This window comes from Thiosocius teredinicola (genome assembly GCF_002009425.1).
Lineage (GTDB): Bacteria > Pseudomonadota > Gammaproteobacteria > Chromatiales > Chromatiaceae > Thiosocius > Thiosocius teredinicola.
Genome location: NZ_CP019936.1, coordinates 192,773 through 219,009, shown reverse-complemented (window position 1 = coordinate 219,009; position 26,237 = coordinate 192,773). Strand labels below are relative to the sequence as shown.

Genomic DNA, 26,237 nt, shown 5'->3' with positions numbered 1-26,237 from the left:
ACCAGATTGCGTATCGTCAGAAATCTGCTGGCCGGATTGGTAATCCTGTGGGCGATCCTCGCCATCACGGTGCGCGTCGCTGCACCGTTCATCGCCGACCATCGCGACGATCTGGCCTCCTATCTCAGCAGTGAACTCAATACACCGATCACGATCGGCGACATGTCGTCGCGCTGGTATGGCTTAAGTCCACTGATCGAATTGCACGACGTCACGGTCGGCGCCGAACCCGACGCGATCGATGTCAACAGCGTGTCGGTGAGTTTTGCCGCCGGCGAACTCCTGGGCGGCTCGCTGCTGGATGCACTACGAGTGACGGTCGATGGCATGCAACTCACCCTGGTGCGCGAAGAATCCGGGCAACTGCATCTCGAGGGCATCGGTATCCTTAACACGGATGACACGGCCAGCGAACAGATCGCACTACCGAATCACGTCAACCTGGTGAACACCCGCGTCGTCTGGATCGACCGCAAAGCCGGGCGCGCACCCATGACGCTCGACAACGTCGCCGTGATACTCGATCGCGACGGCAGCGAACTGGCGCTGCATGCGCATCTCGAAACCGAGGTCGGCCGGGCCGAAATGGGCGCGCGACTCGATGGCCTGCTGGCGACCACGGCGTGGAATGGCGACGCCTACCTCCACGTCGAGAACCTGGATGTGGCCAATATCCTGTCCGGCTACATCCCGGAAAGCTTTGGCCTGACCAGCCTGCAACTCAACCTCACGGCCTGGAGCGAATGGCGCGACGCCTTCCCGGTCGCGGTACAGGGCGACTTACGCATCCGCGACCTCGACCTAAGCCCGCGCAGCGAACACTCGAAAGCGCTGGCGATCCCAGCCGCGAGTGCGGAGTTCACCGTCAATCACGAGGACGACAGACTGCGGGTCGGCGTGCGCAACCTCGAATTGCAGATGGAGGACCACACCTGGCCGGCAACCGACCTGGCCCTGTCATTGGCGGATACCGATGACGGCACGCTGCAGATCGCAGCGGCCGCCGACTATCTGCGCATCGATGATGTCGTGCGCATGCTGCAGGTGCGGGTGCCCTGGGCAGCGTTGGGTGAGACCTTCGATCAACTGCAGCCCGGCGGTGAGATTCGCAAGCTGCGCATGGCCGCCAACATCGGCGACCAACAGTTCGACTGGCGCGGCACGGCCGCTTTCAGCGGTCTGCAAATGTCGCCTACTGGCGGTGTTCCAGGCATCGAGAACATCAGCGGCACGCTGCACGGCCAACAGGATCATGTGCAGATAACGCTCGACAGCAGCGATGCCAAAATCCTTTTCACCGACCTGTTCCGCAATCCGCTGCCGTTCGATCGGCTCGCCGGGCAACTCGACTTCGAGCAACACGCACTGGGCTGGCGGCTATCGAGCGACAAGCTGGTCGCGAATACGCCGCACATCAAGAGCAACACCCGCCTGGCACTGGTGCAGGAACCCGGCAAACCCCTGTTCGTCGATGTGCAGTCGGACTTCGCCGACGGCGATGCCGCCTATGCCTCGCTGTATTACCCAGCGGCCATCATGGGCGACGAACTGGTGGCGTGGCTCGACAAGTCGGTCATTTCGGGCAAGGTAGTCTCCGGATCGGCGCTGGTCTACGGCCCGGCCGATTCGTTCGCGTTCGAAAAGTCCGGCAACGGCGTGTTCGAGGTCGTGTACGACACCCGCGACGTGGTACTCGCCTACCGTGAAGGTTGGCCGCACCTGGAAAACATCGATGCCTACGTGAAGTTCTTCGGCAACCATCTCGACATCGTGACGCGCTCCGCCACGCTGTACGACAGCAAGGTCGTCGAGGCACATGCCCACGTCGCCAGCCTCGAGCCGACCTCGCCGATCGAGATCAGCGGTCGCCTGGTCGGCCCGTTGAAAGACCCGCTGCAACTGTTGCGCGACGAAGGCCTGCGCGATCGTTTTGGTCAGTTCGCCGACGCATTGCAGGCGCAGGGCGATTCGGATCTGTCGCTCGATTTCACGATACCGCTGGTGAGCGGCCGGGGAGACTATGCGCTCGACGGCAAATTGCGGCTCAACGGCAGCACGCTGTCGTTGCCCGACTGGCAGCTCGACATCACCCAGATCGACGGTACGCTCGATTTCACGCTCGACGGCCTGCGCGCCAAGGGCATCAAGGCGCGCGCGCTGGGCTCGCCCATCCGAGTCGACCTGGCCCCGGCCAAAAACGGAACGACTCGCATCAGTTCGAGCGGCACGTTTGATCTTGCCGACATCCACCGCCAGCTGCCCGCACTCGATATACCGCTAATCAAAGGCAAGGCCGACTTCGCCGTTGACATCGATATTCCACCGAGCAGCGCAGGCGACAACAAAGCCGCCCGGTTGACTGTCGCCAGCCAGCTCGAGGGTATCGCGGTGGCGTTGCCGACACCCTTTGGCAAGGCACCGCCCGAGAAGCGCTCGTTTAGCGTCACCATCCCGCTGAGCGGCAAGGATCGCACCGGCCATGCGCGCTACGCCGATCTGGTGGATGCCGAGTTCGGCCTGGATGGCCGGCAGGTCGACGTCTTACTGGGCGGCGACGAAGCGGTACTGCAACGCGGCCCGGGCGTGCGCATCGGCGGGCACATGAAGGTGCTTGACGTACTCGCATGGGCCGACGCGCTAAGCGCCGTAGCCACACAAAACGCTGCGGATACGCCCCCGCTGACCGTCGACCTGCGTTTCGACCGGGTATTGGTCGACGAATTCAGCATCAAGGATGCCCACCTCAACACCACGCACAGCGACCGACAGTGGCGCGGCATCGTCGACGCCGACTCGTTGGCCGGGACGTTCGTGGTCGCCGATGCGATCGACAACATCCCGGTGCAGATCGAACTGCAGCGGCTGCATCTCGACATACCGGTCGATGGAGTTGAAGAAGAGGTTGCCGCACCACCGGACCCTGCTACCGGACCCGACCCCTTGTCGCTGCCGGGCTTGGTGCTAAGCATCGTCGACTTCAAGATCAATCAGGCTGAACTCGGCCAGCTGCGCCTCGATGCACAGCCCAGCGGCAGCGGCATGCAGATCACGCGCCTGGATCTGAGCGGCGGGCAGTTGGAACTGCAGAGCGCAGGACATTGGTCGCGAGAAGGCGATGGCTTCGTCAGCCAGCTGGGCGGACACGCGCACAGCAAGGCGATCGGCGACTTCCTGGTCGCGCTCGGCTATTCGCGCCAGGTCGAAGAAGCAAAGACCGACATCGAGTTCTTCGGCCAGTGGCCGGGCAACCCGGCGCAGGTTCACCGCGCCACGCTCGACGGCCATTTCAATCTCGATGTCGGACGCGGAAGACTCGCCGAACTCGACCCCGGCGTAACCCGGGTGGTCGGCCTGTTGAACCTGAACGCACTGACCCGGCGACTACGCCTCGACTTCAGCGACTTCTACAAGAAGGGCTACAGTTTCGACAGCATCAAGGGGCACTTCAGGATCGCCGACGGGGTCGCCAAAACCGAGGACCTGAGCGTACTCGGGCCGACCGGCAGCATCGATCTGAAAGGCACGGCCGATCTCGTGGAGCGCACCCTCGACCAACACGTCACCGTCGTCCCGAACCTGGATGCGACCCTGCCGATCGCCGGCACGATCGCCGGTGGACCGGTCGCCGGGATTGCCGTGTACGTCGCCCAGAAACTGGTCACCAGCGGGGAGAAGATCAACCGTTTCGAGTACAGCCTGAGCGGATCGTGGGATTCACCCGAGATCACTCAGCTCGATACCGGGGGCACGCTGTCGAAGATCCTCGGTCCCGGCGGCGACTCGAAGGAACAAACCGCACAACCGCCCGACCCGGATGCACCGCTACCCGGCCAGACCCTGCCGCAAGATCCTACCGAGGCCTTCGAGCCACCGTCGGCGGGCGTGCCCAGCACGCAGCCGCAAGAGCCTGCCTCGTCGTCGGACGACGACGAGGCAGGCAATGGATTGATGCGTCTGCTGAAGAAAGGCGATCCGCACGGCGCGGACATACCCGGCACCCCGGATTGATCTGTCTTGGGCAATTACCATCCAGACTCACCTGGTTTCTTGGCGCAACAAACCTTTGCGCTCGGCGCGTCAGGCAGTAGAGTTCGTAACAAGGACAGCAGTTAAGCACCCCAGATGAGCAAATCGCAGAAAAAAGTGGCCGCTATCCAGCTGGCGTCAGGCAGCAATGTGAGCGCCAACCTGCTGGAAACGCAGCGGCTGGCTGAACAGGCCGTCAAGGAAGGCGCAGCCATGATCGTGCTGCCCGAGAATTTCGCCTTCATGGGCAACACCTGCAGTGATGCCAATGCGCTGCGCGAAGAACCCGGCGACGGCCCGTTGCAGTCCTTCCTGTCGCAATTGGCCAAGCGGCTCGGCATCTGGATCGTCGGCGGCACCATCCCGATCGAGGCCGACCACGCCGCCAAGTGGCGCGCCGCCTGTACCGTCTACGACGACCGGGGCAAGCAGGTCGCGCGCTACGACAAGCAACACCTGTTCGACGTCAACCTGATCGAGAGCGACGAGCAGTTCGTCGAATCCGAGAGTATCGAACCGGGTGACCGGGTTGTGGTGCTCGATAGCCCGGTAGGTCGATTAGGGGTGTCGGTCTGCTACGACCTGCGCTTTCCCGAGATCTACCGCGCGATGATCGACCGTGGCGTCGAGGTGATCGCACTGCCGGCGGCCTTCACCGCCATCACCGGCCGCGCGCACTGGGAAATCCTGGTACGCGCACGTGCGATCGAAAACCTGTCGTACGTGATTGCGGCAGCGCAGGGAGGCTTTCATGTCGGCGGTCGCGAAACCTACGGCCACAGCATGATCGTCGACCCCTGGGGAACCAAGCTCGCCGAGCGCGAACGCGGCAGTGGCTTCGTGGCCGCGCACATCGATCCCGACTTTCAACACACGACGCGACGCAACTTCCCCTGCCTCGATCATCGTCGCCTGCATTGCCGCTGACAGCGAGGCCCTTGCGGCCCGCCGTCACGCTAGAGAGAGCTATCAACTATGTCTCAAAGTCTGACCATTGCCCGCCAGACCCTGCTGGACCTGCCCGGGCTGAGCGACAACCAGCTGGAAAAGGTCATGGACCGCCTGCTGAGCCGACAGGTCGATGCGGCGGACATCTATTTTCAATACGGCCGGTTGGAATCCTGGGTGCTCGAAGACGGCATCATCAAGGAAGGCAGCCACAGCATCGAACAGGGCGCCGGGCTGCGTGCGATCAGCGGCGACAAGACCGGGTTCGCCTATACCGACAGTCTTGAACTTTCGCGCCTGCTCGAAGCAGCCGGCGCCGCGCGGGCGATCGCGCAGGCAGGGCAACACGGCAGCCAAGCGGTCTCGGCATCGCCCCAGGTGCCCGCCTTGTACGCCCCGATCAACCCGCTGGAAACGCTCAGTGAGGCGGAGAAACTCGACCTGATGCGGCGTGCAGACGCGGCGGCACGCGCCGCCGACCCGCGGGTACAGCAGGTTATCGTCAGCCTCGTCGCGGCGCACGATATCGTGCTGGTCATGGACAACGGTGGACAGATCCATGCCGACGTCCGCCCGCTGGTACGCATGAATGTTCAGGTGATCGCCGAGCATCAGGGCCGGCGCGAACAGGGCAGTGCCGGCGGCGGTGCACGCCAGGGCCTGGATTATTTCCTGCAGGACGATCGCGGATTGAGCTTCGCCCGCGAGGCGGTACGCCAGGCACTGGTCAATCTCGAGGCGGTCGCCGCCCCCGCCGGCATGCTGCCGGTGGTGCTCGGCCCGGGCTGGCCCGGGGTGCTGCTGCACGAGGCGGTGGGCCACGGTCTCGAAGGCGACTTCAACCGCAAGGGCACCTCGGCGTTCTCCGGGCGCATCGGTGAACAGGTCGCCTCGCCGCTGTGCACCGTGGTCGACGACGGCACCCTGCCCGGCCGGCGCGGCTCGCTGACAATCGACGACGAAGGCACCGCCTCCGGCAACAACGTGCTGATCGAGAAAGGGATCTTGAAAGGCTACATGCAAGACAAAATGAACGCCCGCCTGATGGGCGTCGCGCCCACCGGCAACGGGCGCCGCGAGTCATACGCCCATCTGCCGATGCCGCGCATGACCAACACCTACATGCTGCCCGGCGAACACAAGCCCGAAGAGATCATCGCCTCGGTGGATCGCGGCATCTATGCCGTGAACTTCGGCGGCGGCCAGGTCGACATCACCTCAGGCAAGTTCGTGTTTTCGGCCAACGAAGCCTACATGATTGAAAACGGCAAGATCACGCACCCGGTGAAAGGCGCCACCCTGATCGGCAACGGGCCGGAGGTCATGACCCGCATCAGCATGGTCGGCGACGATCTCGAACTCGACACCGGTGTCGGCACCTGCGGCAAAGAGGGCCAGAGCGTGCCGGTCGGCGTCGGCCAGCCCACCCTCAAGATCGATCAGCTTACCGTCGGCGGCACCGCCGCCTGACCCCAGGGACGTAATGACAGATTCACAACAGATAGAACACCTGCAGCAGGTCGTCGCCGACTTGCTGCAAGAGGCCCGCACCCAGGGCGCCGACGCAGCCGAAGCCGGCGTCTCGGCGCAGACCGGGCTGTCGGTGACCGTGCGCCTCGGCGAGACCGAGACCATCGAACACAACAGCGACAACGGCCTGGGTATCACCGTCTACTTCGGCCAGCGTAAGGGCTCGGCCAACACGACGGACCTGCGTCCCGAGGCGATACGCGAAAGCGTCGCCGCGGCCTGCCGTATCGCCAAGTACACCTCGGAAGACCCGGCCGCCGGCCTGGCCGATCCGGAACTGATGGCACGCGACATCCCGGATCTCGACCTGTTCCATCCATGGGATATCAACGCCGACCAGGCCGCCGATATCGGCAAACGCTGTGAAGATGCAGCACGCGGATTCGACGCACGGATAACCAACTCCGAAGGCGCAACCGTGTATACCCAGCGCTCGGCGTTCGTGTACGGCAACAGCCACGGCTTCGTCGGCGGCTACCCCACCTCGCGCCATAGCGTGAGTTGCGCCGTGATCGCCCAGGAAGGCGACGACATGGAGCGCGACTACTGGTACGACAGCGGTCGCGTCGCCAGCGAACTCGGCGATCCGATCGCGATTGGTCGCAAGGCGGCCGAACGTTCGCTGGCACGCCTCGGCGCCAGGCACTTGGGCACCCGCGAATGTCCGGTGCTGTTCCGCGCCGAGACCGCGCCCAGCCTGCTACGCAGCCTGTTCGGCGCGATCCGCGGCCACGCGGTGTATCGCAAATCGACGTTTCTGCTCGACCAGGTCGGCACGCAGTTGTTTCCCGATTGGGTAAAGATCAGCGAGAACCCGCTGCTGCCACGCGGTCCGGCGAGTGCGCCATTCGACAACGAAGGCGTTGCCACCCAGTACCGCGAACTGATCAGCGACGGCGTGCTGCAGGGTTACCTGCTCGACAGCTACTCGGCACGCAAACTCGGGCTGCAAAGTACTGCCAGCGCAGGCGGCGTGCGCAATGCCAGCATCAGCAGCACCGGCCAGTCTTTCGACCAACTGGTGCGCGAGATGGACCACGGCGTGGTCGTCACCGAGCTGATGGGCCAAGGGTCGAACATGGTAACCGGCGACTATTCGCGGGGCGCGGCAGGCTTCTGGGTGGAGAACGGCGAGATCAAATACCCGGTCGAAGAGATCACGATTGCCGGCAACCTGAAAGACATGTTTCGTCAGCTGGTCGCCGTCGGCAACGACAACGATATACCGGGCAGCATCGATACCGGCTCGTGGCTGATCGAGCGAATGATGGTCGGTGGCGACTGAAACCGTCGCCACGCAGCCGTACAAACTGAACGGAGGACTCTTCTGATGCGTATCCTGCACACGATGCTACGTACCGGCGACCTGCAGCGGTCGATCGATTTCTACACGCAGGTGTTGGGCATGCGCCTGCTGCGTCAAAAAGACTACCCGGATGGCGAGTTCACGTTGGCATTCATCGGCTATGGCGACGAGTCGGACAACACGGTGATCGAGCTCACCTACAACTGGGGCGTCGACACCTACGAGATGGGCAGCGCCTATGGGCACATCGCGATCGAGGTCGACGATGTATACAAGGCGACCGACGATATCCGCACCCGCGGCGGCAAGATCCTGCGCGACGCCGGCCCGATGAACGCCGGTACGACGATCATCGCGTTCGTCGAAGACCCGGACGGTTACCCCATCGAACTGATCGGCAAAAAAAGCCACTGAGGTTGTACAGATGTCGAGTTCTGACCTGATGATCCTGCCCGCAAGCAACAAGTCGCATATCCGGCTGGTGAAGATTCCGCCGGACTATCAAGGGCAGGAGGTCTATCGCAAGGTCACGGGGCTGATCGCCGAAGTGGAAGAACAGAACCCCGATTACACCTGGGAAGATGTTTTGGCGATGCTCGAAGACCACGGCTTCGAGGCCGTCGAGTTTCAGCTCGGACCGTCGTTGGATTGATACTGCAGCAGCCCCGGCAGCGTACGTTCCGCTGAACCCGCCGCCACCGGTCTGACATCGACAGCGATCCGCCGCAACGGCCGGCGCCAGCCCGCCATATCGGCGATCACCGCCGTCCGGATTTCTTCTTGGCCGGCTTTTTCGCCGCTTTCTTCTTGGCAGCAGCCTTCTTGGAGGCGGCTTTTTTCACCACCTTCTTCGCTACAGCTTTTTTGGCTGCCGCTTTCTTCGCCACCGTTTTCTTTGCCACGGCCTTCTTGGCTGCGGCTTTCTTCACGGCGGCCTTCTTCACGACTTTCTTCTTGGTTGCGACTTTCTTCGCAGCCGTTTTCTTGGCGACGACCTTCTTCTTGGCGGCAGCCTTCTTCGCCGCTGCCTTCTTGGCAGTCACCTTCGTTGCCGTGGCCTTCTTGGCCGCAACCTTTTTGGCCGGCTTGGCGGCTGCCTTCTTCTTCGCAGCCTTCTTGGCGACTGCCTTCTTCGCTGGTTTAGAGGCCGTCTTCTTGGCCGCGGCTTTCTTGCCTGCCGCTTTGCCGGTCTTGGCTGATGCAGGTTCGGCCGCTTTCGTGGCTGCCGCCTTTTTCTTGGCAACCGGCTTCGCTTCGGGCTTTTGCTCTGCCTTCCTCGCCGGCTTTTCAGTCTTGCCCTTGGCCGCCGCAGCCTTCTTCGTCGACTTGGATTTGGTGACGCTGTCCGCTGCTTTTGCCTTGGCTTTGGCTTTGCCGCCTGCCTTTCGCTCGCCGGCGGGCTTTTCCGCGGCAGCCGGCGGCTCGGCCGGTGCTTCCTCGGCGGCTGATGCCGGCGGTACGCTCGGCGGCATGGCCTTGATAATCGCACCCACCGCTTTCCAGACCTTTTCGCCGCCGTCATCAGCGTCGATGCGCTTGAGCTTGTCGCTCAGCTGGTAGTACTGCAGCAGCGGCCCCATCTGGTTCTCGTAGACGCGCAGACGGTTGCTGATCGTTTCTTCGTAATCGTCTGGCCGACGCACGACACGGGCGCCGCAGGCGTCACATACGCCTTCGACCATCGGCGGATTGACGTAGGTGTTGTACTGGGCACCGCAGTTGTCGCAGGTGATCCGGCCCACCAGCCGCTCCATCAGCTCGTCCGGGTCGACTTCGAGATTGAGCACCAGCTCGATATCGGCGCCCAGGTCGCTGAGCACGCTGTCGAGCACGTCGGCCTGGCCGGCGTTTTTCGGCAGGTCGACCAGTACGAATCCCTTGCTGAGGTCCATCTGCGGGATCTGTATCCGCAGGAGCGCCAGCAGCAGCTCGTCGGATACCCGCGACATATCCATCGCTTCTTTGGCCAGCCGGCCAAGCTCTGAGGATTCCGAGGCGGCACGCTGCATCACGCTGGAGACGGTGATGATCGGCATGCCGTAGTGTTCTGAAATCTGTTGGGAGAGTTCGGATTTCCCCGATCCAGGGGGACCTAAAAGAACGATCCTCATTATGGCTCCTCAGTGGCCTTTATTGTTTTGTTTGGCGCGTCGCTGCCTGCACTCTGCGGGTGTCGGCGGCAAGTTTTCCAACTATTTGTCATATAAGGAAATTAGGATTTTCCTATGGGGGCATGCGTGTTTTGCATTGGCTGCGTTGTGCCGCGTTGTCTAAGCTAATCGCACATTAAATTACCTGTCAACGAAGCGCCTGATTTTCTAAAGATTTTAGGCGATTAACTGAAATAAACGAGTATATTAGCTTGGTTTTTTCTAAAACCGGGCTTTGAGCCGCGCTGTCTATTCCGACCAGGTCGCGGTACCCGGACACGGGTAAACGCCATGAGCACAATTCCAGACATCACCGAGACCGAGGAGTGGATCGTCAAGACCACCCTCAAAGAACGCTACGGGCGCGACATCGATCTGCAATACGCAGACGCCGAAATCCGCCTGAATCCCGCCGACCGCGAGCTCACCTCGTGCCCCGTATTCGTGTGGGAGGCCGAAAATTGCCATTTCGTCATCTTTAAGAGCGGCGAAAGACGATATCGTTGCCAGTTCTTCTACCGCGGATATCAACAATACGGCACCGGGGTCCACGAGTATGACGACCTGACCGAGTGCGCCGTTTCGCTGCTCCAGGCGCAGGCCGACCACCTCGCCCGAGAGCGCGGCGACATCGACGCCAAGCGTCGCTAAGCAACTGAATTCACGGCAGATTCTTCAAAACAAACAACCGACCAGAGGGAACATAAATGACGGCGAAAAACGCCTTTTACGCACAGTCCGGCGGGGTCACCGCCGTTATCAATGCCTCGGCCTGTGGCGTTATCGAGACCGCCCGCGCCCACCCGGACAAGATCGCCAATGTGTATGCCGGCCGCAACGGCATCATCGGCGCACTCACCGAAGACCTGATCGATACCAGCCAGGAATCTGCCGAAGCGATCGCAGCCCTCAAACACACCCCGTCAGGCGGTTTCGGCTCTTGTCGTTTCAAGCTCAAGAGCCTGGAAGACAACAAGCGCGAATACGAACGCCTGATCGAGATCTTCAAGGCGCACAACATCGGCTACTTCTTCTACAACGGCGGCGGTGACTCGGCAGATACCTGCTACAAGGTCTCGCAGCTGTCCGAGAAGATGGGCTACCCGGTGCAGGCGATCCACGTGCCGAAGACGGTCGACAATGATCTGCCGATCACCGACAACTGCCCGGGCTTCGGTTCGGTCGCCAAGTACATCGCGGTATCGACGCTGGAGGCCAGCTACGACGTGCGTTCGATGGCGGCCACCTCGACCAGGATCTTCGTCATCGAGGTCATGGGTCGTCACGCCGGCTGGATCGCCGCCGCGGGCGCTCTGGTTGAAGACGAGGGCATTCCCGTGGTCACGCTGTTCCCCGAAGTCGAATTCGACAAGGACAAGTTCCTGGCGAAAGTCGACGCCAATGTGAAAAAGCATGGCTACTGCACAATCTGTGTCTCGGAAGGCTGTCACTGGCCGGACGGCAAGTTCCTCGCCGAGCAGGGCACGCGCGACTCGTTCGGGCATGCCCAGTTGGGTGGCGCAGCACCGGTGGTCGCCAACATGATCAAGGACGCGCTGGGCTACAAATACCATTGGGCGGTCGCCGACTACCTGCAGCGCGCCGCGCGTCACCTGGCGTCGGCGTCGGATGTCGAGCAGGCCTACGCGCTGGGCAAGGCGGCGGTCGAGAAGGCATTGGAAGGCAAAAACTCGATCATGCCGACCGTGGTGCGCACCTCGAACAGCCCATACAAATGGGAGATCGGCGAGGCGCCGCTGAGCGAAGTAGCCAATGTCGAGAAGATGATGCCGACCGATTTCATTTCCGACGACGGTTATGGCATCACGCAGAAGTGCAAGGACTACCTGTATCCGCTGATCCAGGGCGAGGCCTATCCACCCTACAAGAGCAACGGCATGCCGGACTACGTCACCCTCAAACTGGCCGGCGTGGCGCGCAAACTGGATAACTTCGAGCTGTAAGCGGCAGGTTCCAGCCGACCCTCTCAAGGGCCCCATGTTGGGGCCCTTTTTATTTGCGGCACGGAAGCGGGCTCGAGTAGGGCGCTAAGTCCGGCGTTCTGTAGGGTTATGTGGCCGTGTCTTTGAGAGGGAATCAAAGTACACTCGGCGCAACCCGACCAAAAACGTGCGCCAGATCACACTTTTGTAGCAACCGCAGATGCCTGTCGACCTGACAAATCTTCAATTCGGAGACGCCTGCAGCGGCGACTCGGGCGCAGGTGTCGGGTGAGCGCAACGGATATCCTCGGTCGCCCCATTAGGCTTCTGGTCGTCGACGACGACGCGACCGTGGCCCTGATGGCCAAGATGGCACTGAGTGACTTCGGGTTCGAGGTACGCACGGTGACCTCTGGCGACGCTGCGCGGGACGCGATCCAACGGCAGACCCCGGACATCATCGTGCTCGACCTCGTGCTGCCCGGCACCAGCGGCTTCGAGATCTGCCGAGAGGTGCGCAACTCGCCGGCCGGCCACCAGATTCCGATCGTTATCGCGAGCAGCAACGACGACACGGCATCGATCGAGGCCGCTTACCAGGAAGGCGCGACCACGTTCGTCAACAAACCGATCAACTGGGCCATTCTGCGCCACCAGCTGCAATACCTGCTGCGCGCGGCGCGCGACCGTGCCCGGCTGGCCGAGAGCGAGGAACGCTACGCACTCGCCGCCGCGGGCGCCAACGATGGCCTGTGGGACTGGAATATCGCCCAAGACACCGCCTATTTCTCTCCCCGCTGGCGCGAGCAGCTGAAGTTGCGCGAGGCAGACCTCGGCGGCAAGACCAGCAACTGGTTCAGCCGCATTCATCCCGACGACCAACTGGGATTTCACAACGAACTCAATGCCCACCTCGCCGGGCAAACGCCCAAACTCGAGATCGAATACCGGGTGCGCGATCGCGACGACACCTATCGCTGGATGCTGTGCCGCGCCCTGGCGATCCGCGATGGCGACGGCAATCCCTACCGCATCGCCGGTTCACAGACGGATATCACGGAACGCAAAGACGCCGAGCAACAGGTGTTGCACGATGCGCTGCACGACCCGCTCACCGGGCTGGCCAACCGAAGACTGCTGCTGGAGCGGATCTCGCACGCGATCAAGCTCGCTCGCCGGCGCGTCGACTACGCATTTGCTGTCGCGATCATCGACCTCGACCGTTTCAAAACCATCAACGACAGCCTGGGCCACTTGGCCGGCGACAGCCTCTTGCGCCGTATCGGCGAACGCATCGCGGGCCACTTGCGGGCGTCCGACACCCTGGCGCACCTCGGCGGCGACGAATTCGCGATCCTGTTCGACGACTTCGCCGATTTCACCAACCTCGATCACCTCATCGAGCGGATCCGTCACGAGATCGCTCAGCCCTTCGTACTGATGGGACAAGAAGTCGCGACCGCCGCGAGCATCGGCGTGACCTTGAGTTCGGTCGCCTACAACGTTGCCGAAGACATGCTGCGCGACGCCGACATCGCCATGTACCGCGCCAAAGCGACCGGCAAGAACCGCTACCAGGTGTTCGACAGCACCATGCATACACAGGTCGCGAGCATGCTGCAGATGGAAAGCGAGTTGCGCGCTGCGACCACGCGCAACGACTTCGAGATCCACTACCAACCTATCCGCCACCTGGGGGACGACCGTATCGTCGGCTTCGAGGCGCTACTGCGCTGGCGGCATCCCGCCAGGGGCGAGCTTGCGCCGGAAGCCTTTATCGGTCTCGCCGAAGAGACCGGGCTGATCGTGCCGATCGGATATGGCGTGATCCGCCAAGCGACGCAGCAACTCGCCGCCTGGCACCAGGAATTATCGGCAGCACGCAAGACCTTTGTCGCCATCAACCTCTCCAGTCGTCAGTTCAGCCACCCCGACCTGCTGCAGCACGTCGCCGCGGCGCTCGAAGACAGTGGACTGCCGGCCGAATTTCTGCGTCTCGAGATCACGGAGTCGGTGCTGATCGACAACACCCGTCAAGCCGCCCAGGTTCTGCAGGAACTGAAGCAACTGGGCGTCAGAACGATCATCGACGACTTCGGCACCGGGTACTCGTCATTCAGCTATCTGCATCGTCTGCCGTTCGATGCGCTCAAGATCGACCGCAGCTTTGTCGCCGGTGTGGACCGCGACACCAAGAGCCGCGAGATCGTGCGCGCCATCGTCTCGCTGGCGCAGAACCTGGGTCTGGCCGCCATTGCCGAAGGCGGTGAGACACAACAAGAAGTCGAATACCTGCAGTCCATCGGCTGCGAGTTCAACCAGGGCTTCGCGTTCTCCAAGGCTATCTCAGCCGATAAGATCGTGGAATTTGTCCGCCGGCATTCTGCAGCCAGGCTTAAGATGATTGACGGTGGCAAGAACGCCTGATGCCGCTTGCGGCGTCACCGAGCAACTCAACCGCAGCAAGCAGGAGCCGCAGCATGACACTCGACAGGGCACGCGAACTGATCCAGGTCCAACTGTCGTTCACCAGTGGGTACAACCGCAATGCGGTGCGCCTGATTCTCGCCGAGGTGAGCAATGTGCACGGCCAGGGTGCGGTCGATCAGTTGATACGCGAATTCGACCTGCAGCAGAAGTTCGAGCTCGAACCCGGTACGGACTTCTCCAAGGTGGGTCGCTGAGGCGAACGCCGAGCGGCATCCGCCTCAGACTTGATTGCCGCGCCCTTACAGCAACGGCGCAATCACCAGCGACACGATCGCCATGACGTTGATCAGGATGTTCATCGACGGACCTGAGGTGTCTTTGAACGGGTCGCCGACGGTATCGCCGACCACCGCGGCCTTGTGAACCTCAGAGCCTTTGCCGCCGAGGTTGCCTTTCTCGACCCATTTCTTGGCGTTGTCCCAGGCGCCACCGGCATTCGCCATGGTCAGCGCCAACAGCACGCACGACACCAGCGCGCCGCCGAGCATCCCGCCGAGCGCCTGGGCACCGACACCGAATCCAACCGCAACCGGGGCGACCACTGCGATGGCCCCGGGCAACACCATGCGTTGCAGCGCGGCGCTGGTGGCGATATCGACGCAGCGCGCGGTATCGGGCTCGCCCGTGCCTTCGAGCAGGCCGGGGATCTCGCGGAACTGCCGACGGATCTCGTGAATCATCTCGTAGGCGGCATCGCCAACCGCAGTCATCGTGATCGAAGCAATCAGAAACGGCAGCAGCCCGCCGACGAACATACCGATCAGCACCAAGGGATCGTTTAGATTGAGGGCGAAATCCGGTATCCGGGCAGACACGGTTTCCACGAATGCGGTGATGATCGCCAGCGCAGCCAGGGCAGCTGCGCCGATGGCAAAGCCCTTGCCGATCGCCGCCGTGGTGTTGCCCAGTTCGTCCAACGAGTCGGTGATCTTGCGGGTTTCTTCACCCAAGCCCGCCATTTCGGCGATGCCGCCGGCGTTGTCGGCGACCGGGCCGTAGGCGTCGATCGCCATGGTGATACCGACGGTCGCCAGCATGCCGACAGCGGCAATACCCACGCCGTAAAGGCCAACCAACCAGTTGGACACGAAGATGATCGCGCAGATCGTGATGACCGGAATAACGACCGACTGCATGCCGACCGCCAGGCCGGTAATCATGACCGTGGCCGAGCCGGTTTCACCCGACTTGGCGATCCGCCGGACCGGGGCACCGCCGGTGTAGTACTCGGTGACCAGGCCGATGATCACGCCACCGACCGCACCGGAAACCACCGCGCCCCAGATGGCCACCGAGCCACCCATCGCATCGATCAGCAGGTAGGCAACCACGATGAACAGCGCCGACGCGCCGAGCGTGCCCGTGCGCAGCGCCTTTTCCGGCGCCTTGTCGGACGACTTGCGCACCAACAGGATGCCGGCGATCGAACACAACAGCCCGATGGACGCCAGATGCAGCGGCAATCCCATCAACATCTCCCTGCCGCCCAAGGCGTCGGCCGCAACCAGCGTCATGGTCGAGGCGATGGCGATCGTGGCGATCATCGAGCCGCAGTAGGATTCGAAAATGTCCGATCCCATCCCGGCGACGTCGCCCACATTGTCGCCCACGTTGTCGGCGATCACGCCCGGGTTGCGCGGATCGTCTTCCGGAATACCGGCCTCGACCTTGCCGACCAGGTCCGCACCGACGTCTGCGCTTTTCGTATAGATACCGCCGCCGACACGCGAGAACAGGGCAACCATTGAGGCGCCCATGCCGAAGCCGTGAATCGCATGTGCCGTGTCCGGGTCACCGCCAAACACCAGGTACAGCGTGCCGAGCCCGAGCAAACCCATCGAGGCGACCAACAGGCCCATGACCGAACCGCCGAAAAAGGCCACCGACAGGGCCGCGGCCGGCCCTTCGCGGTTGGCGGCCGTCGTGGTGCGGACGTTGGCGTGGGTGGCGGTAAACATGCCGAAGTAACCGGCCAGACCCGAGGCCAGCGCGCCGGCGACGAAGGCGATTGAGGTTTTCACACCGAGAAAGATGAGCAGGAACGCGAGAACGATCACGCCGAAGATGCCGAGCGTCTTGAATTCGCGCTTCATGAACACCATCGCGCCGAGGTGGATCTGGTTGCCGATGCCGGTCACCTTCTCCTCCCCCGCAGGGTGCTCATGGATAAGCCGATAGATGTAATAAGCGGAAAGCAGACCGATGATGCCAAGGATCGGCGGCAGGTAAGTGCCCATCATTAAACTAACTCCTCCGGTGTTATTGTTTTGTGTTTCTGGCGAAACGCATATCGACTTTTACATGGCAAGTGTCTTGCGCTACCCCAAAATTTTCTAATAGTTATCCATTGTAAGAACCGCCCCCGCGACTGCAAGCGCCGCCCGAAAACCCGTCACCACGGCGCCCATTACCCTGCTAGCAGCACTGTTAATCGCGCCATTCGAACAATTTGGTTGGTAATTTGGTTCCGAAAGCGAACAATCCGTCACGGGAATTACCAATAAAAATTATAAATTTCCAAAATAACGAGGTTTTCATAAAGGGGATACGTTGATGGACACTGCACTGTGGTTCGCGCTCGCCTGCTCGCTGTTGGCGATCGGTTATGGCTTCGTTTCCGTCAAATGGATATTGAGCCAGCCCAGCGGAAGCGAACGGATGCTGGAGATCGCCCAGGCAGTGCAGGAAGGCGCCTCGGCCTACCTCAATCGCCAGTACACCACGATCGGTATCGTCGGGGTGATTCTCACCATCGTCCTGTTCATCACCCTCGGTTGGGCCACGGCGGTCGGTTTTCTGATCGGTGCGGTTTTCTCAGGGCTCGCCGGCTACATCGGCATGAATATCTCGGTCAGGTCCAACGTGCGCACCGCAAAGGCCGCCGAGCACGGCATCAACGCTGCCCTGCAGATCGCATTCCGCGGCGGTGCGATCACCGGCCTGCTGGTCGTCGGCCTGGGGCTGCTGGGCGTTGCCGGCTACTACGGCATCCTCGTCTGGCTGGGGGTCGAAGACCCGCTGCATCCGCTGGTCGGGCTGGCATTCGGCGGCTCACTGATCTCAATCTTCGCCCGTCTCGGCGGCGGCATCTTCACCAAGGGCGCCGATGTCGGTGCCGACATCGTCGGCAAGGTCGAAGCAGGCATCCCCGAAGATGATCCGCGCAACCCGGCCGTGATTGCCGACAACGTCGGCGACAATGTGGGTGACTGCGCCGGCATGGCGGCCGACCTGTTCGAAACCTACGCCGTCACGGTGGTCGCCACCATGTTGCTCGGCGGGCTGATCCTCGGTTCGGCCGAGGCCATCATGTACCCACTGATTCTGGGCGGGGTGTCGATCGTCGCGTCGGTTGTCGGCACATTTTTCGTCAAGGCGAAAGCCGGCGATACCAAGATTATGATTGCGCTGTATAAGGGCCTGATCGTGTCCGGCGTGATCGCCGCGATCGGCTTCTACTTCGTGACCGACTCGATGATGAGCGGCAACGAACAGTTCTCGTCATTCGACCTGTATCTCGCCGCCCTGATCGGCCTGGCGCTGACCGCGGCCATGGTCGTCATCACCGAGTACTACACCGCGACCGAGTACAGCCCGGTGCGCCACATCGCCTCGGCATCGACCACCGGCGACGGCACCAACGTGATTGCCGGTCTCGCGGTATCGATGAAATCGACCGCACTGCCGGTGCTGGCGGTTTGCGCGTCGATCTGGGCGGCCTACGATCTGGCCGGTCTGTACGGCATTGCGGTCGCGGCGACCTCCATGCTGTCGATGACCGGCATCATCGTCGCGCTCGACGCCTACGGACCGATCACCGATAACGCCGGCGGCATTGCCGAGATGGCCGAGTTGGACGAGAAGATCCGCAACATCACCGACCCGCTGGATGCCGTCGGCAACACCACCAAGGCGGTCACCAAGGGTTATGCGATCGGTTCGGCCGGCCTCGCCGCACTGGTGCTGTTCTCGGACTACACCCACTCGCTGGAGAAAGAAGGCATCAGCATGGCCTTCGACCTGTCGGACCACATGGTGATCATCGGCCTATTCATCGGCGGCCTTGTTCCTTATCTGTTCGGTTCGATGGCGATGGAAGCGGTCGGCCGCGCGGCGGGCGGCATCGTCAACGAGGTGCGCCGTCAGTTCAAGGAAAAGCCGGGCATCATGGATCACTCGGAAAAGCCCGACTATGGCCGCGCAGTCGACATGCTGACCAAGGCCGCGATCAAGGAAATGATCATCCCATCCCTGCTGCCGATTGCGGTACCGGTGGCGGTCGGCCTGCTGCTCGGCCCGAAGGCACTGGGCGGCCTCTTGATCGGCACCATCGTCACCGGCCTGTTCGTCGCGATCTCGATGACCACCGGCGGCGGCGCATGGGACAACGCCAAGAAATACATCGAAGACGGCAACCATGGCGGCAAGGGATCGGATGCTCACAAAGCAGCCGTGACCGGCGACACCGTCGGCGACCCCTACAAGGACACCGCCGGACCAGCCGTGAACCCTTTGATTAAGATCATCAATATTGTGGCGCTGCTGATTGTGCCAATGCTCTAAGCAACGGATTTTTGGTGGAAAATTAACGGGGGCCGATGAGCCCCCTTTTTTGTGGGCGGCCGGCGCGGGTGTGGACGGCGACCGGAGCTACGCTTACTCTACCCAGCTATTTCACGTCCGGCCGAGTCCGGGCCGTTCAGAATCTGCAACTAAGAATCCCAAGGAAACGCGCATGAACCTCGACCGCGTGAGCAAGGGCGATGTGCCCAATCAAATCAACGTCATCATCGAGATCCCGGCCAACTCCGATCCGGTCAAATACGAGCTCGACAAAGAGACCGGCGCCATGTTCGTCGATCGTTTCATGTCGACGGCGATGTACTACCCGTGCAACTACGGCTACGTGCCGCACACCCTGTCGAAAGACGGCGACCCGGTCGACGTGCTCGTGCTGACGCCGCACCCGCTGATCTCCGGTTCCGTCATCAAGTGCCGTCCGGTCGGCGTGCTGAAGATGACCGATGAATCCGGTGACGACGCCAAGGTGCTCGCCGTGCCGGTCGACAAACTCAGCAAGGCCTACCGCGGCGTGGAAACCTTCCGCGACCTGCCGGGCGACGTACTCAACAAGATTTCGCACTTCTTCGAGCATTACAAAGACCTCGACGAAGGCAAGTGGGTGCGCGTTGACGGCTGGTACGGCATCGACGAGGCGAAAAAAGAGATCATGGACAGCGTGCAGATGTACAAAGAGGCGCCGGAAAGACCGGCTTTCTGATAGCCCTCTGTCCATCTGCCAAATGAAACGCCCGTGCATCGCATGGGCGTTTCTTTTTGCAGCCCGGTGTCCTGCTGAATCTTCCGCAAGTCCTGCCGCTCACACCGACAGGTATCGCGATGCGCAACTTTTTGCAAAGTTCGCGCCGGCTCGGCCGCCGATAGCTATGCTCTGCACAACTTAAAACGCGAAGCGGGCCCCAAAGCGGTCCGTCAAACCAAGGCAGGTGTCTTCATGAACGCGCTGAGCGAACGTCCCGTAACAGAATGCAGCTTCACAACCCACGACGGCGTCGAGCTTTTCTACCGTCACTGGCCAGCGACCGGAACCCGCCGCGGCGCAGTGGTGATGTTTCATCGCGGTCACGAGCACTCAGGACGAATGGCCCATCTGGCCGATGAACTGAAGCTACCGGACCTCGACGTGTTCGCCTGGGACGCCCGCGGCCACGGCCGCTCGCCCGGCAAACGCGGCTATTCACCAAGCGTCGGCACCTCGGTGCGTGACATCCAGACCTTCATCGATCACATCAACGCACACCACGCGGTCGCCACACGCGATATCGCGGTGGTCGCGCAGAGTGTCGGCGCCGTGCTTGCGGCCACCTGGGTACATGACTATGCACCGCCGATCCGCTCGCTGGTGCTTGCCTCGCCGGCATTCAAGGTAAAACTCTATGTCCCGTTCGCACGCCCGGGGCTGCGCCTTCTGCAGCGCATCAAAGGCAACTTCTTCGTCAACAGCTACGTCAAATCCTCGTTTCTCACCCACGACAAGGCGCGCCAGGCGAGCTATGACAAAGACCCGCTGATCTCGCGACCGATCTCGGTCAATATCCTGCTCGGCCTGTACCGAGCCGCCGAACGCCTGGTGGCAGACGCGCAAGCCATCACGGTGCCGACACAGCTACTGATCTCAGGCGCCGATTGGGTCGTGCACCATAAACCCCAGCACGATTTCTTTGACCGCTTGGGCAGCCCTGTCAAAGAAAAGCACGTGCTCGACGGCTTCTTTCACGACACGTTCGGGGAAGATGGCCGCGAACGGGCGGTGCGCCAAGCGCGTGACTTCATTCTGCGTCAGTTCGACGACCCGGCACCTGCCGTCGATTTCAGCGATGCACACAAACATGGCTATACGTTCGACGAAGCCGAACGCCTTGCCGCACCGCTACCTCCGCGATCATTGCGGGGCATCGGCTGGAACCTGTACCGCAAGGGACTCACTTGGTCCGGCATGCTGTCTGAAGGCGTTTCGCTAGGACAACGTACCGGCTTCGACTCCGGTAGTACGCTCGACTATGTCTACCGCAACCAGGTGAACGGACTGACACCGCTGGGGAGGATGATCGATCGCAACTATCTCGACGCCGTCGGCTGGAAAGGCATTCGGCGGCGCAAGGTACACATCGGCGAGTTGATCCGCGCCGCCATGCAACATCTGCGCGACCAGGATCGCGCGGTCAAGGTGCTTGATATCGCGGCCGGACACGGACGCTATGTTCTCGACGCGCTCACCGCAGACAGCGGCAAACCCGACGCCATCGTCTTGCGCGATTTCAGCGACATGAATGTCGAGGCGGGCCAACGGATGGTCGAGCAAAAACATCTCGGCGACATCGCGCACTTTGAACAAGGCGACGCCTTCGACACTGATTCGGTGGCGGCCGCCCAACCGGCAACCACGATCGGCATCGTTTCGGGGCTGTACGAACTCTTTCCCGACAACGACCTGGTCCGACGGTCGCTCGCCGGCATGGCCAGTGCTGTCGAACCCGGTGGCTACCTGATCTACACCGGCCAACCCTGGCATCCGCAACTGGAGATGATTGCCCGGGCATTGACCAGCCACCGCGATGGCGCCGCCTGGGTGATGCGTCGCCGCACGACCGCCGAGATGGATCAGTTGGTGCGCGATGCCGGTTTCGAGAAGATCGAACAACGCATCGACGAATGGGGCATCTTCACCGTCGGCCTGGCGCGCCGGGTTACAGCGTGAACCCGATGGATGGCAAACAAGGGTATGCCATTCAGTGGGGGCGCAGCCTCGCCTGGCTCGCGCTGCTCGGCCCGCTGTTCTTCATCAGCTATGGATGGTCCAACCAATTGGCTGCCGAACGCCAGATCACGACCAGCATCGTGTTCGGCTGGGAGCAGCAGATTCCGTTTTGGGCCTGGACCATCGTGCCCTACTGGTCAATCGACCTGCTGTACGGCCTATCGTTTCTGCTGTGCCGCACACGCCGTGAGGTGGATCGACATGCACTGCGGCTATTGACGGCACAGCTCATAGCTGTGGCCTGTTTCGTACTGTTCCCACTGCAATACAGTTTTGATAAACCGCCGGTCGATGGGTTCTTCGGCTTGTGGTTCGACGCCCTGGCCGCCTTCGATCAGCCTTATAACCAGGCGCCCTCTCTGCATATCGCATTGCTGGTCATCATCTGGCACAGTTTCGCCGCGCATGTCACGCGCTACTGGCGTTGGTTGATCAATGCCTGGGCTATCCTGATCGCGGTCTCCGTGCTGACGACCTACCAGCATCACTTCATCGACGTGCCGACCGGCGCCCTGCTCGGCTTTGTCTGCCTGTGGCTTTGGCCCGATACACAACAAAGCCCGCTAAGACGCGGTGTGGTACCAACCGAACGACACCGGCGTCTCGCCAGCTACTACGCCATCGGCAGCATGATCTTCGGCGCCATGGCATTGTTCGGCGGCGTGGCACTGTGGTCACTGTGGCCCGCCGTTTCGCTGGCCATGGTCGCGGTGATCTACGCCTGGAGTGGCGAACGAGGCTTTCAGAAAACGCGCACCAGGCAGAGCATCGCCGTCGCCGTGCTGTTGGCCCCCTATCATCTGGCCGCCTGGATCAATTCACGGCTATGGACATGGCGCAAACCCGAGCCTAGTCACATCACAGAGGGGGTGTGGCTCGGCCGCTTCCCGACCGGAGACGAATTCGCACGGCTCGGTTTCACTGCGTTTGTCGACCTCACTGCGGAACTCAATCCGCCGACAGGCATCGCGCATGTCGCCAATGTGCCGATGCTCGACCTGGTGCCGCCAACCCCGACGCAATTGCGCGAAGCAGCCGCGCACATCGAGCGCCTGCATCGTGCCGGCGGCAACCTGTTGGTGAGCTGTGCACTTGGCTATTCACGCAGCGCGCTGGCGGTCGCCGCATGGTTGTGTGTGAGCGGTCGGACGCACTGCTGGGAGACGGCTTTGCAACATGTGAGGGAACAACGCCCGCAGGTGGTGCTGGGCGCCAAGTGGATCGACAACCTCAGGACGGCAGTGCAGCAGCAGTCACCAGCGATGCCCTGATGTCACCATCGTCTTCAATGAGCACCGATCAGCACGCAGCGCGGGCCGCGCAGACTGCCCGGCGACTGCGAAACGGCGCATGGCTGGCACTGGTCTCGATACTGGCCGGCGTGCTGGCGTTCATCGCGGTCGGCGTCGCTGGCCTTGCGAGCAACACCGCCTGGCTGGTCGTGTCGATCGCTGCCGGGGCCGCTCAGCTCTATCTCGCCGCCAGAACCCAGTTTGATGCAACCGTCTTCCATCGCTGGGCCAATCAGTGGAAGACAGGCACAGACCCACACGCCGACATGGCCGCATTCGACCGGAAAATAGGCCGCGACACCGATCCGCCGCGCTCGCTGGACGCCCGAATCGAGGGCGCAATGCGGCTCCTCCGCTATCAGGGCGCCATGCTGTTGGTGCAACTGGTCGCCTCGGCACTGGCTTTCCTGCTGCCTTAAAGCGGTTATGGACCAGCCGGCTTCGCCGCCGGGTGGCCGGAATTACGGTACGATACGCGCTATTCCGCCGCATAGATGTTGTCACCCATGAAGGTATGCATTCTTTCCGACAGCCATGACCATATCGCGCTGATCGACGCCGCCGTCGCCGATGCCAAGGCAGCTGGCGCCGAGGCCGTGTTGCACTGTGGCGATCTGGTCGCGCCGAGCACACTGCATTGCCTGGAAAAGTACGGCCTGCCGGTGCACGTCATCCACGGCAACAACACCGGTGACCTGTACGCCCTGACCCAACTGGCGCACAAACCCGGCGGCGTCGTGCGCTTTCACGGCATGGACGCGGGCATCGAGCTGGCCGGCAGACGCATCTTTCTTGTGCACTACCCACACTATGCACGCGCCATGGCGGCAACCGGCGACTGGGATCTGGTGTGCTGCGGCCACAGTCACAAGGTCGACATCCTCGAACAGAAGAACTGCAAGGGCGGGACGACGCACGTCGTCAATCCCGGCACCATCGGCGGTGTCGGTCAGGCGCCGGCCACCTGGGTGATGGGCGATCTTGAGAGCATGCGGTTCGAGCAACACGAAATACCCAAATCACTCGAGTATCGGGACCGCGTTCAATGAGCGACCGGTTCACCCATTTCGATGCCGACGGCCAGGCGCACATGGTCGACGTTGGCGACAAAGCCGTCACGGAACGGGTCGCGATCGCCAGCGGGTTTATCCGGATGCAGGCAGAGACGCTGGCGATGATCCTCGAAGGTGGGCACAAGAAAGGCGACGTACTTGGCGTGGCGCGAATCGCCGGCATCATGGGCGCCAAGCGTACCAGCGACCTTGTTCCCCTATGCCACCCGCTACCGCTGACCAAGGTATCGATCGACTTCACACCGCTGGTGGATCAGCAGCGCATTCGCTGCGAGGCGACGGCAAAGACCCACGGCAAGACCGGTGTCGAGATGGAGGCCCTGTGCGCTGTCCAGGTCGCATTGCTGACCGTGTACGACATGTGCAAGGCGGTCGACCGCGGCATGGTGATCGAGCAGGTCCAGCTCGAGGAAAAAGTCGGCGGCAAATCGGGCCATTGGCGGCGTAGCGCATCCGAATCGACGTGAACCCGATCTATCGACAGACGGCGTTTCTGACCAGCGCCGCGAAACTGCACCAGGCACCGGACGACAGCGGCTACGAGGTGGCGTTCGCTGGGCGCTCGAATGCCGGGAAATCGAGCGCGATCAACGCCATCTGCGATCAGAAGACGCTGGCGCGCACCAGCAAAACGCCCGGGCGCACCCAGCTTCTGAACTTCTTTGCGGTTGACGAGCAACGGCGCATCGTCGACCTGCCGGGCTACGGGTATGCCAAGGTGTCGGAAGGCATCAAGCGTGAATGGCAGGGCACGCTGGCGAGCTATCTCGAGGAACGCAAATGCCTGCGCGGCCTGATGTTGATGATGGATATCCGCCATCCATTGAAAGAATTCGACCTGGAGATGCTGAACTGGGCGAAGCACATTGCCTTGCCTGTGCATGTGTTGCTGACCAAGGCCGACAAACTCAAGAGAGGCCCGGCATCCAGTACCTTGCTCAAGCTGAAAAAAGACCTGAAGAATATGGATGAGCGTTTCAGCGCGCAGACGTTTTCTTCGCTGAAACGCGACGGCATCGACCAGGCACATGCCAAGCTCGATGCATGGTTCGAGTTGACGACTCCGCCATCCGACTGACCCCCACCCCACTGCCATCGCAGACATTGCCACGCCGACCGTGACCGGTCCCGTCAAGCGCGAACCCGGTCACATCCGTCCAGCCACTATTCAGCGGCTGTTCAGCTTCCACTCCATAAGCTGACCCTACGTCAAACAACAAACTACGCGCAGCAAAACGGCACGTGCTCGATGGCTCTTACAAGCGGGCGACACAGCGTGGCGTACCGATCAGCCAGAGATTTGCGCTGTGCAGAGGAGAATGGCATGAACACACCGCTACCGCATCACCGCACGGCCCTGCGGTCGATCGTCGTACTGAGCCTGCTGTCGCTTGGCCTCGGAGGCTGCGTAACGACCATGGGAGCAGGCTACGGTGGCCACTACAATTCGCACTATGACGGTTACCACGACCACGGCTATTCGCGTCGCGACTACTACGACCGTGGTCATGACGACTATTACGGCAGTTCTTTTCCCGGCTCAGCGCTGATCTTCAACTACTCCAAGCACTCCAGTCACGATCGCGATCGGCGCTCACACCGCGATAATGCTTCGTCGCATCGGCAGGGCCACGACCGCGATAGACGTAGCCATCGACGCGACAACGATCATCGCCAGCGCGCCGACAACCGAAATCGCGAATCGCGACGCGACAGAGACCGGCACGAACGACAGCGTAATCGCGCAGACGGGCGGTCACATCGGGAGCGGCAGCAGAAAGACGTGCGCAACCGCCAAGACAAGGGCAACCGCAACAAGCAACAGCGGCGTGGCGACGATCGCATGGAAAGACGGCAACGCGCAGCGTTCGGTCCGCTCGAAGCCAAGGAGCGTCGACATCACTCGCGTGACAATTCGTCTCCGCGCAAAGCGCCCGTCGCCCCCGTCAGAGCGCAGCATAGACCAAAGAATAACGAGCGACACGAGCAGCGTAGAAACCATCCGCGGGTAAACAAGCAAGAGCGTCAAGACAGAAGGGACTGGCGCCGAGAACGCCGCGAGCGCCACGCTGAGCGATGAGTGGATGCGGGCAACCTTGTGCAAAGGTGCCCGCAATATCCTACGGTGTCGACGCTCAAT

The 26,237-nt window shown here is 61.9% G+C and carries 21 protein-coding genes and 1 pseudogene; 19 read left to right on the top strand and 3 right to left on the bottom strand.

Annotated features, from left to right (window positions below):
• The first annotated feature begins 6 nt into the window (after positions 1-6).
• From B1781_RS00990 to B1781_RS00965, 6 genes are all read left to right on the top strand, one after another.
• Positions 7-4,008: a YhdP family protein gene (locus tag B1781_RS00990; RefSeq protein ID WP_078117896.1), complete on the top strand. Its 4,002-nt coding sequence runs from the start codon at positions 7-9 to the stop codon at positions 4,006-4,008.
• A 114-nt stretch (positions 4,009-4,122) separates the two neighbouring features.
• Positions 4,123-4,953: a carbon-nitrogen hydrolase family protein gene (locus tag B1781_RS00985; protein WP_078117895.1), complete on the top strand. Its 831-nt coding sequence runs from the start codon at positions 4,123-4,125 to the stop codon at positions 4,951-4,953.
• A 48-nt stretch (positions 4,954-5,001) separates the two neighbouring features.
• Positions 5,002-6,444, top strand: coding sequence for a metalloprotease TldD (tldD, locus tag B1781_RS00980; RefSeq protein WP_078117894.1), 1,443 nt, complete (start codon positions 5,002-5,004; stop codon positions 6,442-6,444).
• A gap of 13 nt (positions 6,445-6,457) precedes the next feature.
• Positions 6,458-7,789: a metalloprotease PmbA gene (gene pmbA, locus B1781_RS00975; RefSeq protein WP_078117893.1), complete on the top strand. Its 1,332-nt coding sequence runs from the start codon at positions 6,458-6,460 to the stop codon at positions 7,787-7,789.
• A gap of 45 nt (positions 7,790-7,834) precedes the next feature.
• Positions 7,835-8,224 (top strand): lactoylglutathione lyase, encoded by a 390-nt coding sequence (gene gloA, locus B1781_RS00970; RefSeq protein ID WP_078117892.1) that lies wholly within the window; start codon positions 7,835-7,837, stop codon positions 8,222-8,224.
• Between the two features lie 10 nt (positions 8,225-8,234).
• Positions 8,235-8,462 (top strand): hypothetical protein, encoded by a 228-nt coding sequence (locus tag B1781_RS00965; RefSeq protein ID WP_078117891.1) that lies wholly within the window; start codon positions 8,235-8,237, stop codon positions 8,460-8,462.
• Positions 8,463-8,568: 106 nt separating this feature from the next.
• Here B1781_RS00965 and B1781_RS23360 read toward each other — a convergent pair whose 3' ends face one another.
• A complete protein-coding gene (locus tag B1781_RS23360) occupies positions 8,569-9,282 on the bottom strand; it encodes a histone H1-like repetitive region-containing protein (RefSeq protein ID WP_334224008.1) in 714 nt (237 codons plus the stop codon).
• Positions 9,283-9,372: 90 nt separating this feature from the next.
• Positions 9,373-9,921, bottom strand: a pseudogene (locus tag B1781_RS23355) (adenylate kinase family protein); the annotation flags it as partial.
• A 330-nt stretch (positions 9,922-10,251) separates the two neighbouring features.
• Here B1781_RS23355 and B1781_RS00955 point away from each other — a divergent pair.
• The 4 genes from B1781_RS00955 to B1781_RS00940 all read left to right on the top strand — a co-directional run bounded on the left by B1781_RS00955 (position 10,252) and on the right by B1781_RS00940 (position 14,587).
• A complete protein-coding gene (locus B1781_RS00955; RefSeq protein WP_078117889.1) occupies positions 10,252-10,611 on the top strand; it encodes a hypothetical protein in 360 nt (119 codons plus the stop codon).
• A 56-nt stretch (positions 10,612-10,667) separates the two neighbouring features.
• Entirely contained in the window at positions 10,668-11,924 is a 1,257-nt protein-coding gene (locus tag B1781_RS00950) for a 6-phosphofructokinase (RefSeq protein WP_078117888.1), read from the top strand.
• Between the two features lie 267 nt (positions 11,925-12,191).
• The gene (locus B1781_RS00945) at positions 12,192-14,330 is read left to right on the top strand and encodes a putative bifunctional diguanylate cyclase/phosphodiesterase (protein WP_078117887.1); all 2,139 of its coding nucleotides are present in this window, start codon (positions 12,192-12,194) and stop codon (positions 14,328-14,330) included.
• Between the two features lie 53 nt (positions 14,331-14,383).
• Positions 14,384-14,587 carry a hypothetical protein gene (locus B1781_RS00940; protein ID WP_078121860.1) on the top strand — a complete coding sequence of 68 codons (204 nt, stop codon included), beginning with the start codon at positions 14,384-14,386 and terminating at the stop codon, positions 14,585-14,587.
• A gap of 45 nt (positions 14,588-14,632) precedes the next feature.
• Here the strand turns inward: B1781_RS00940 and B1781_RS00935 are convergent, their stop codons facing one another.
• Positions 14,633-16,633, bottom strand: a complete 2,001-nt coding sequence (locus tag B1781_RS00935; protein WP_078117886.1) for a sodium-translocating pyrophosphatase — start codon at positions 16,631-16,633, stop codon at positions 14,633-14,635.
• 313 nt (positions 16,634-16,946) lie between these two features.
• Between B1781_RS00935 and B1781_RS00930 the strand changes: the two genes are divergently transcribed.
• The 9 genes from B1781_RS00930 to B1781_RS00890 all read left to right on the top strand — a co-directional run bounded on the left by B1781_RS00930 (position 16,947) and on the right by B1781_RS00890 (position 26,177).
• Positions 16,947-18,956: a sodium-translocating pyrophosphatase gene (locus tag B1781_RS00930; protein ID WP_078117885.1), complete on the top strand. Its 2,010-nt coding sequence runs from the start codon at positions 16,947-16,949 to the stop codon at positions 18,954-18,956.
• A gap of 172 nt (positions 18,957-19,128) precedes the next feature.
• The gene (gene ppa / locus B1781_RS00925; protein WP_078117884.1) at positions 19,129-19,674 is read left to right on the top strand and encodes an inorganic diphosphatase; all 546 of its coding nucleotides are present in this window, start codon (positions 19,129-19,131) and stop codon (positions 19,672-19,674) included.
• A gap of 234 nt (positions 19,675-19,908) precedes the next feature.
• Positions 19,909-21,672: a bifunctional alpha/beta hydrolase/class I SAM-dependent methyltransferase gene (locus B1781_RS00920; protein WP_078117883.1), complete on the top strand. Its 1,764-nt coding sequence runs from the start codon at positions 19,909-19,911 to the stop codon at positions 21,670-21,672.
• A gap of 5 nt (positions 21,673-21,677) precedes the next feature.
• Positions 21,678-23,003 carry a phosphatase PAP2/dual specificity phosphatase family protein gene (locus B1781_RS00915; protein ID WP_078121859.1) on the top strand — a complete coding sequence of 442 codons (1,326 nt, stop codon included), beginning with the start codon at positions 21,678-21,680 and terminating at the stop codon, positions 23,001-23,003.
• A gap of 17 nt (positions 23,004-23,020) precedes the next feature.
• The gene (locus B1781_RS00910; RefSeq protein WP_078117882.1) at positions 23,021-23,443 is read left to right on the top strand and encodes a hypothetical protein; all 423 of its coding nucleotides are present in this window, start codon (positions 23,021-23,023) and stop codon (positions 23,441-23,443) included.
• Positions 23,444-23,530: 87 nt separating this feature from the next.
• Positions 23,531-24,073, top strand: coding sequence for a metallophosphoesterase family protein (locus B1781_RS00905; protein ID WP_078117881.1), 543 nt, complete (start codon positions 23,531-23,533; stop codon positions 24,071-24,073).
• Positions 24,070-24,564 (top strand): cyclic pyranopterin monophosphate synthase MoaC, encoded by a 495-nt coding sequence (gene moaC / locus B1781_RS00900; protein WP_078117880.1) that lies wholly within the window; start codon positions 24,070-24,072, stop codon positions 24,562-24,564. The genes B1781_RS00905 and moaC overlap by 4 nt, the downstream gene beginning before the upstream one ends.
• Positions 24,561-25,175, top strand: coding sequence for a ribosome biogenesis GTP-binding protein YihA/YsxC (gene yihA / locus B1781_RS00895; protein WP_078117879.1), 615 nt, complete (start codon positions 24,561-24,563; stop codon positions 25,173-25,175). The genes moaC and yihA overlap by 4 nt, the downstream gene beginning before the upstream one ends.
• 246 nt (positions 25,176-25,421) lie before the next feature.
• Complete coding sequence (locus B1781_RS00890) at positions 25,422-26,177, top strand: hypothetical protein (RefSeq protein ID WP_078117878.1); 756 nt, start codon at positions 25,422-25,424, stop codon at positions 26,175-26,177.
• Positions 26,178-26,237: the final 60 nt, after the last annotated feature.

Coding starts and splice junctions, on each gene's coding strand:
- B1781_RS00905 (WP_078117881.1), top strand. CDS start 23,531: ATGAAGGTATGCATTCTTTCCGACAGCCATGACCATATCGCGCTGATC.
- B1781_RS00955 (WP_078117889.1), top strand. CDS start 10,252: ATGAGCACAATTCCAGACATCACCGAGACCGAGGAGTGGATCGTCAAG.
- B1781_RS23360 (WP_334224008.1), bottom strand. CDS start 9,282: ATGCCGCCGAGCGTACCGCCGGCATCAGCCGCCGAGGAAGCACCGGCC.
- gloA (WP_078117892.1), top strand. CDS start 7,835: ATGCGTATCCTGCACACGATGCTACGTACCGGCGACCTGCAGCGGTCG.
- ppa (WP_078117884.1), top strand. CDS start 19,129: ATGAACCTCGACCGCGTGAGCAAGGGCGATGTGCCCAATCAAATCAAC.
- moaC (WP_078117880.1), top strand. CDS start 24,070: ATGAGCGACCGGTTCACCCATTTCGATGCCGACGGCCAGGCGCACATG.
- B1781_RS00950 (WP_078117888.1), top strand. CDS start 10,668: ATGACGGCGAAAAACGCCTTTTACGCACAGTCCGGCGGGGTCACCGCC.
- B1781_RS00935 (WP_078117886.1), bottom strand. CDS start 16,633: ATGATGGGCACTTACCTGCCGCCGATCCTTGGCATCATCGGTCTGCTT.
- B1781_RS00910 (WP_078117882.1), top strand. CDS start 23,021: ATGAGCACCGATCAGCACGCAGCGCGGGCCGCGCAGACTGCCCGGCGA.
- B1781_RS00940 (WP_078121860.1), top strand. CDS start 14,384: ATGACACTCGACAGGGCACGCGAACTGATCCAGGTCCAACTGTCGTTC.
- B1781_RS00890 (WP_078117878.1), top strand. CDS start 25,422: ATGAACACACCGCTACCGCATCACCGCACGGCCCTGCGGTCGATCGTC.
- B1781_RS00985 (WP_078117895.1), top strand. CDS start 4,123: ATGAGCAAATCGCAGAAAAAAGTGGCCGCTATCCAGCTGGCGTCAGGC.
- B1781_RS00915 (WP_078121859.1), top strand. CDS start 21,678: ATGGATGGCAAACAAGGGTATGCCATTCAGTGGGGGCGCAGCCTCGCC.
- B1781_RS00965 (WP_078117891.1), top strand. CDS start 8,235: ATGTCGAGTTCTGACCTGATGATCCTGCCCGCAAGCAACAAGTCGCAT.
- B1781_RS00930 (WP_078117885.1), top strand. CDS start 16,947: ATGGACACTGCACTGTGGTTCGCGCTCGCCTGCTCGCTGTTGGCGATC.
- tldD (WP_078117894.1), top strand. CDS start 5,002: ATGTCTCAAAGTCTGACCATTGCCCGCCAGACCCTGCTGGACCTGCCC.
- pmbA (WP_078117893.1), top strand. CDS start 6,458: ATGACAGATTCACAACAGATAGAACACCTGCAGCAGGTCGTCGCCGAC.
- B1781_RS00920 (WP_078117883.1), top strand. CDS start 19,909: ATGAACGCGCTGAGCGAACGTCCCGTAACAGAATGCAGCTTCACAACC.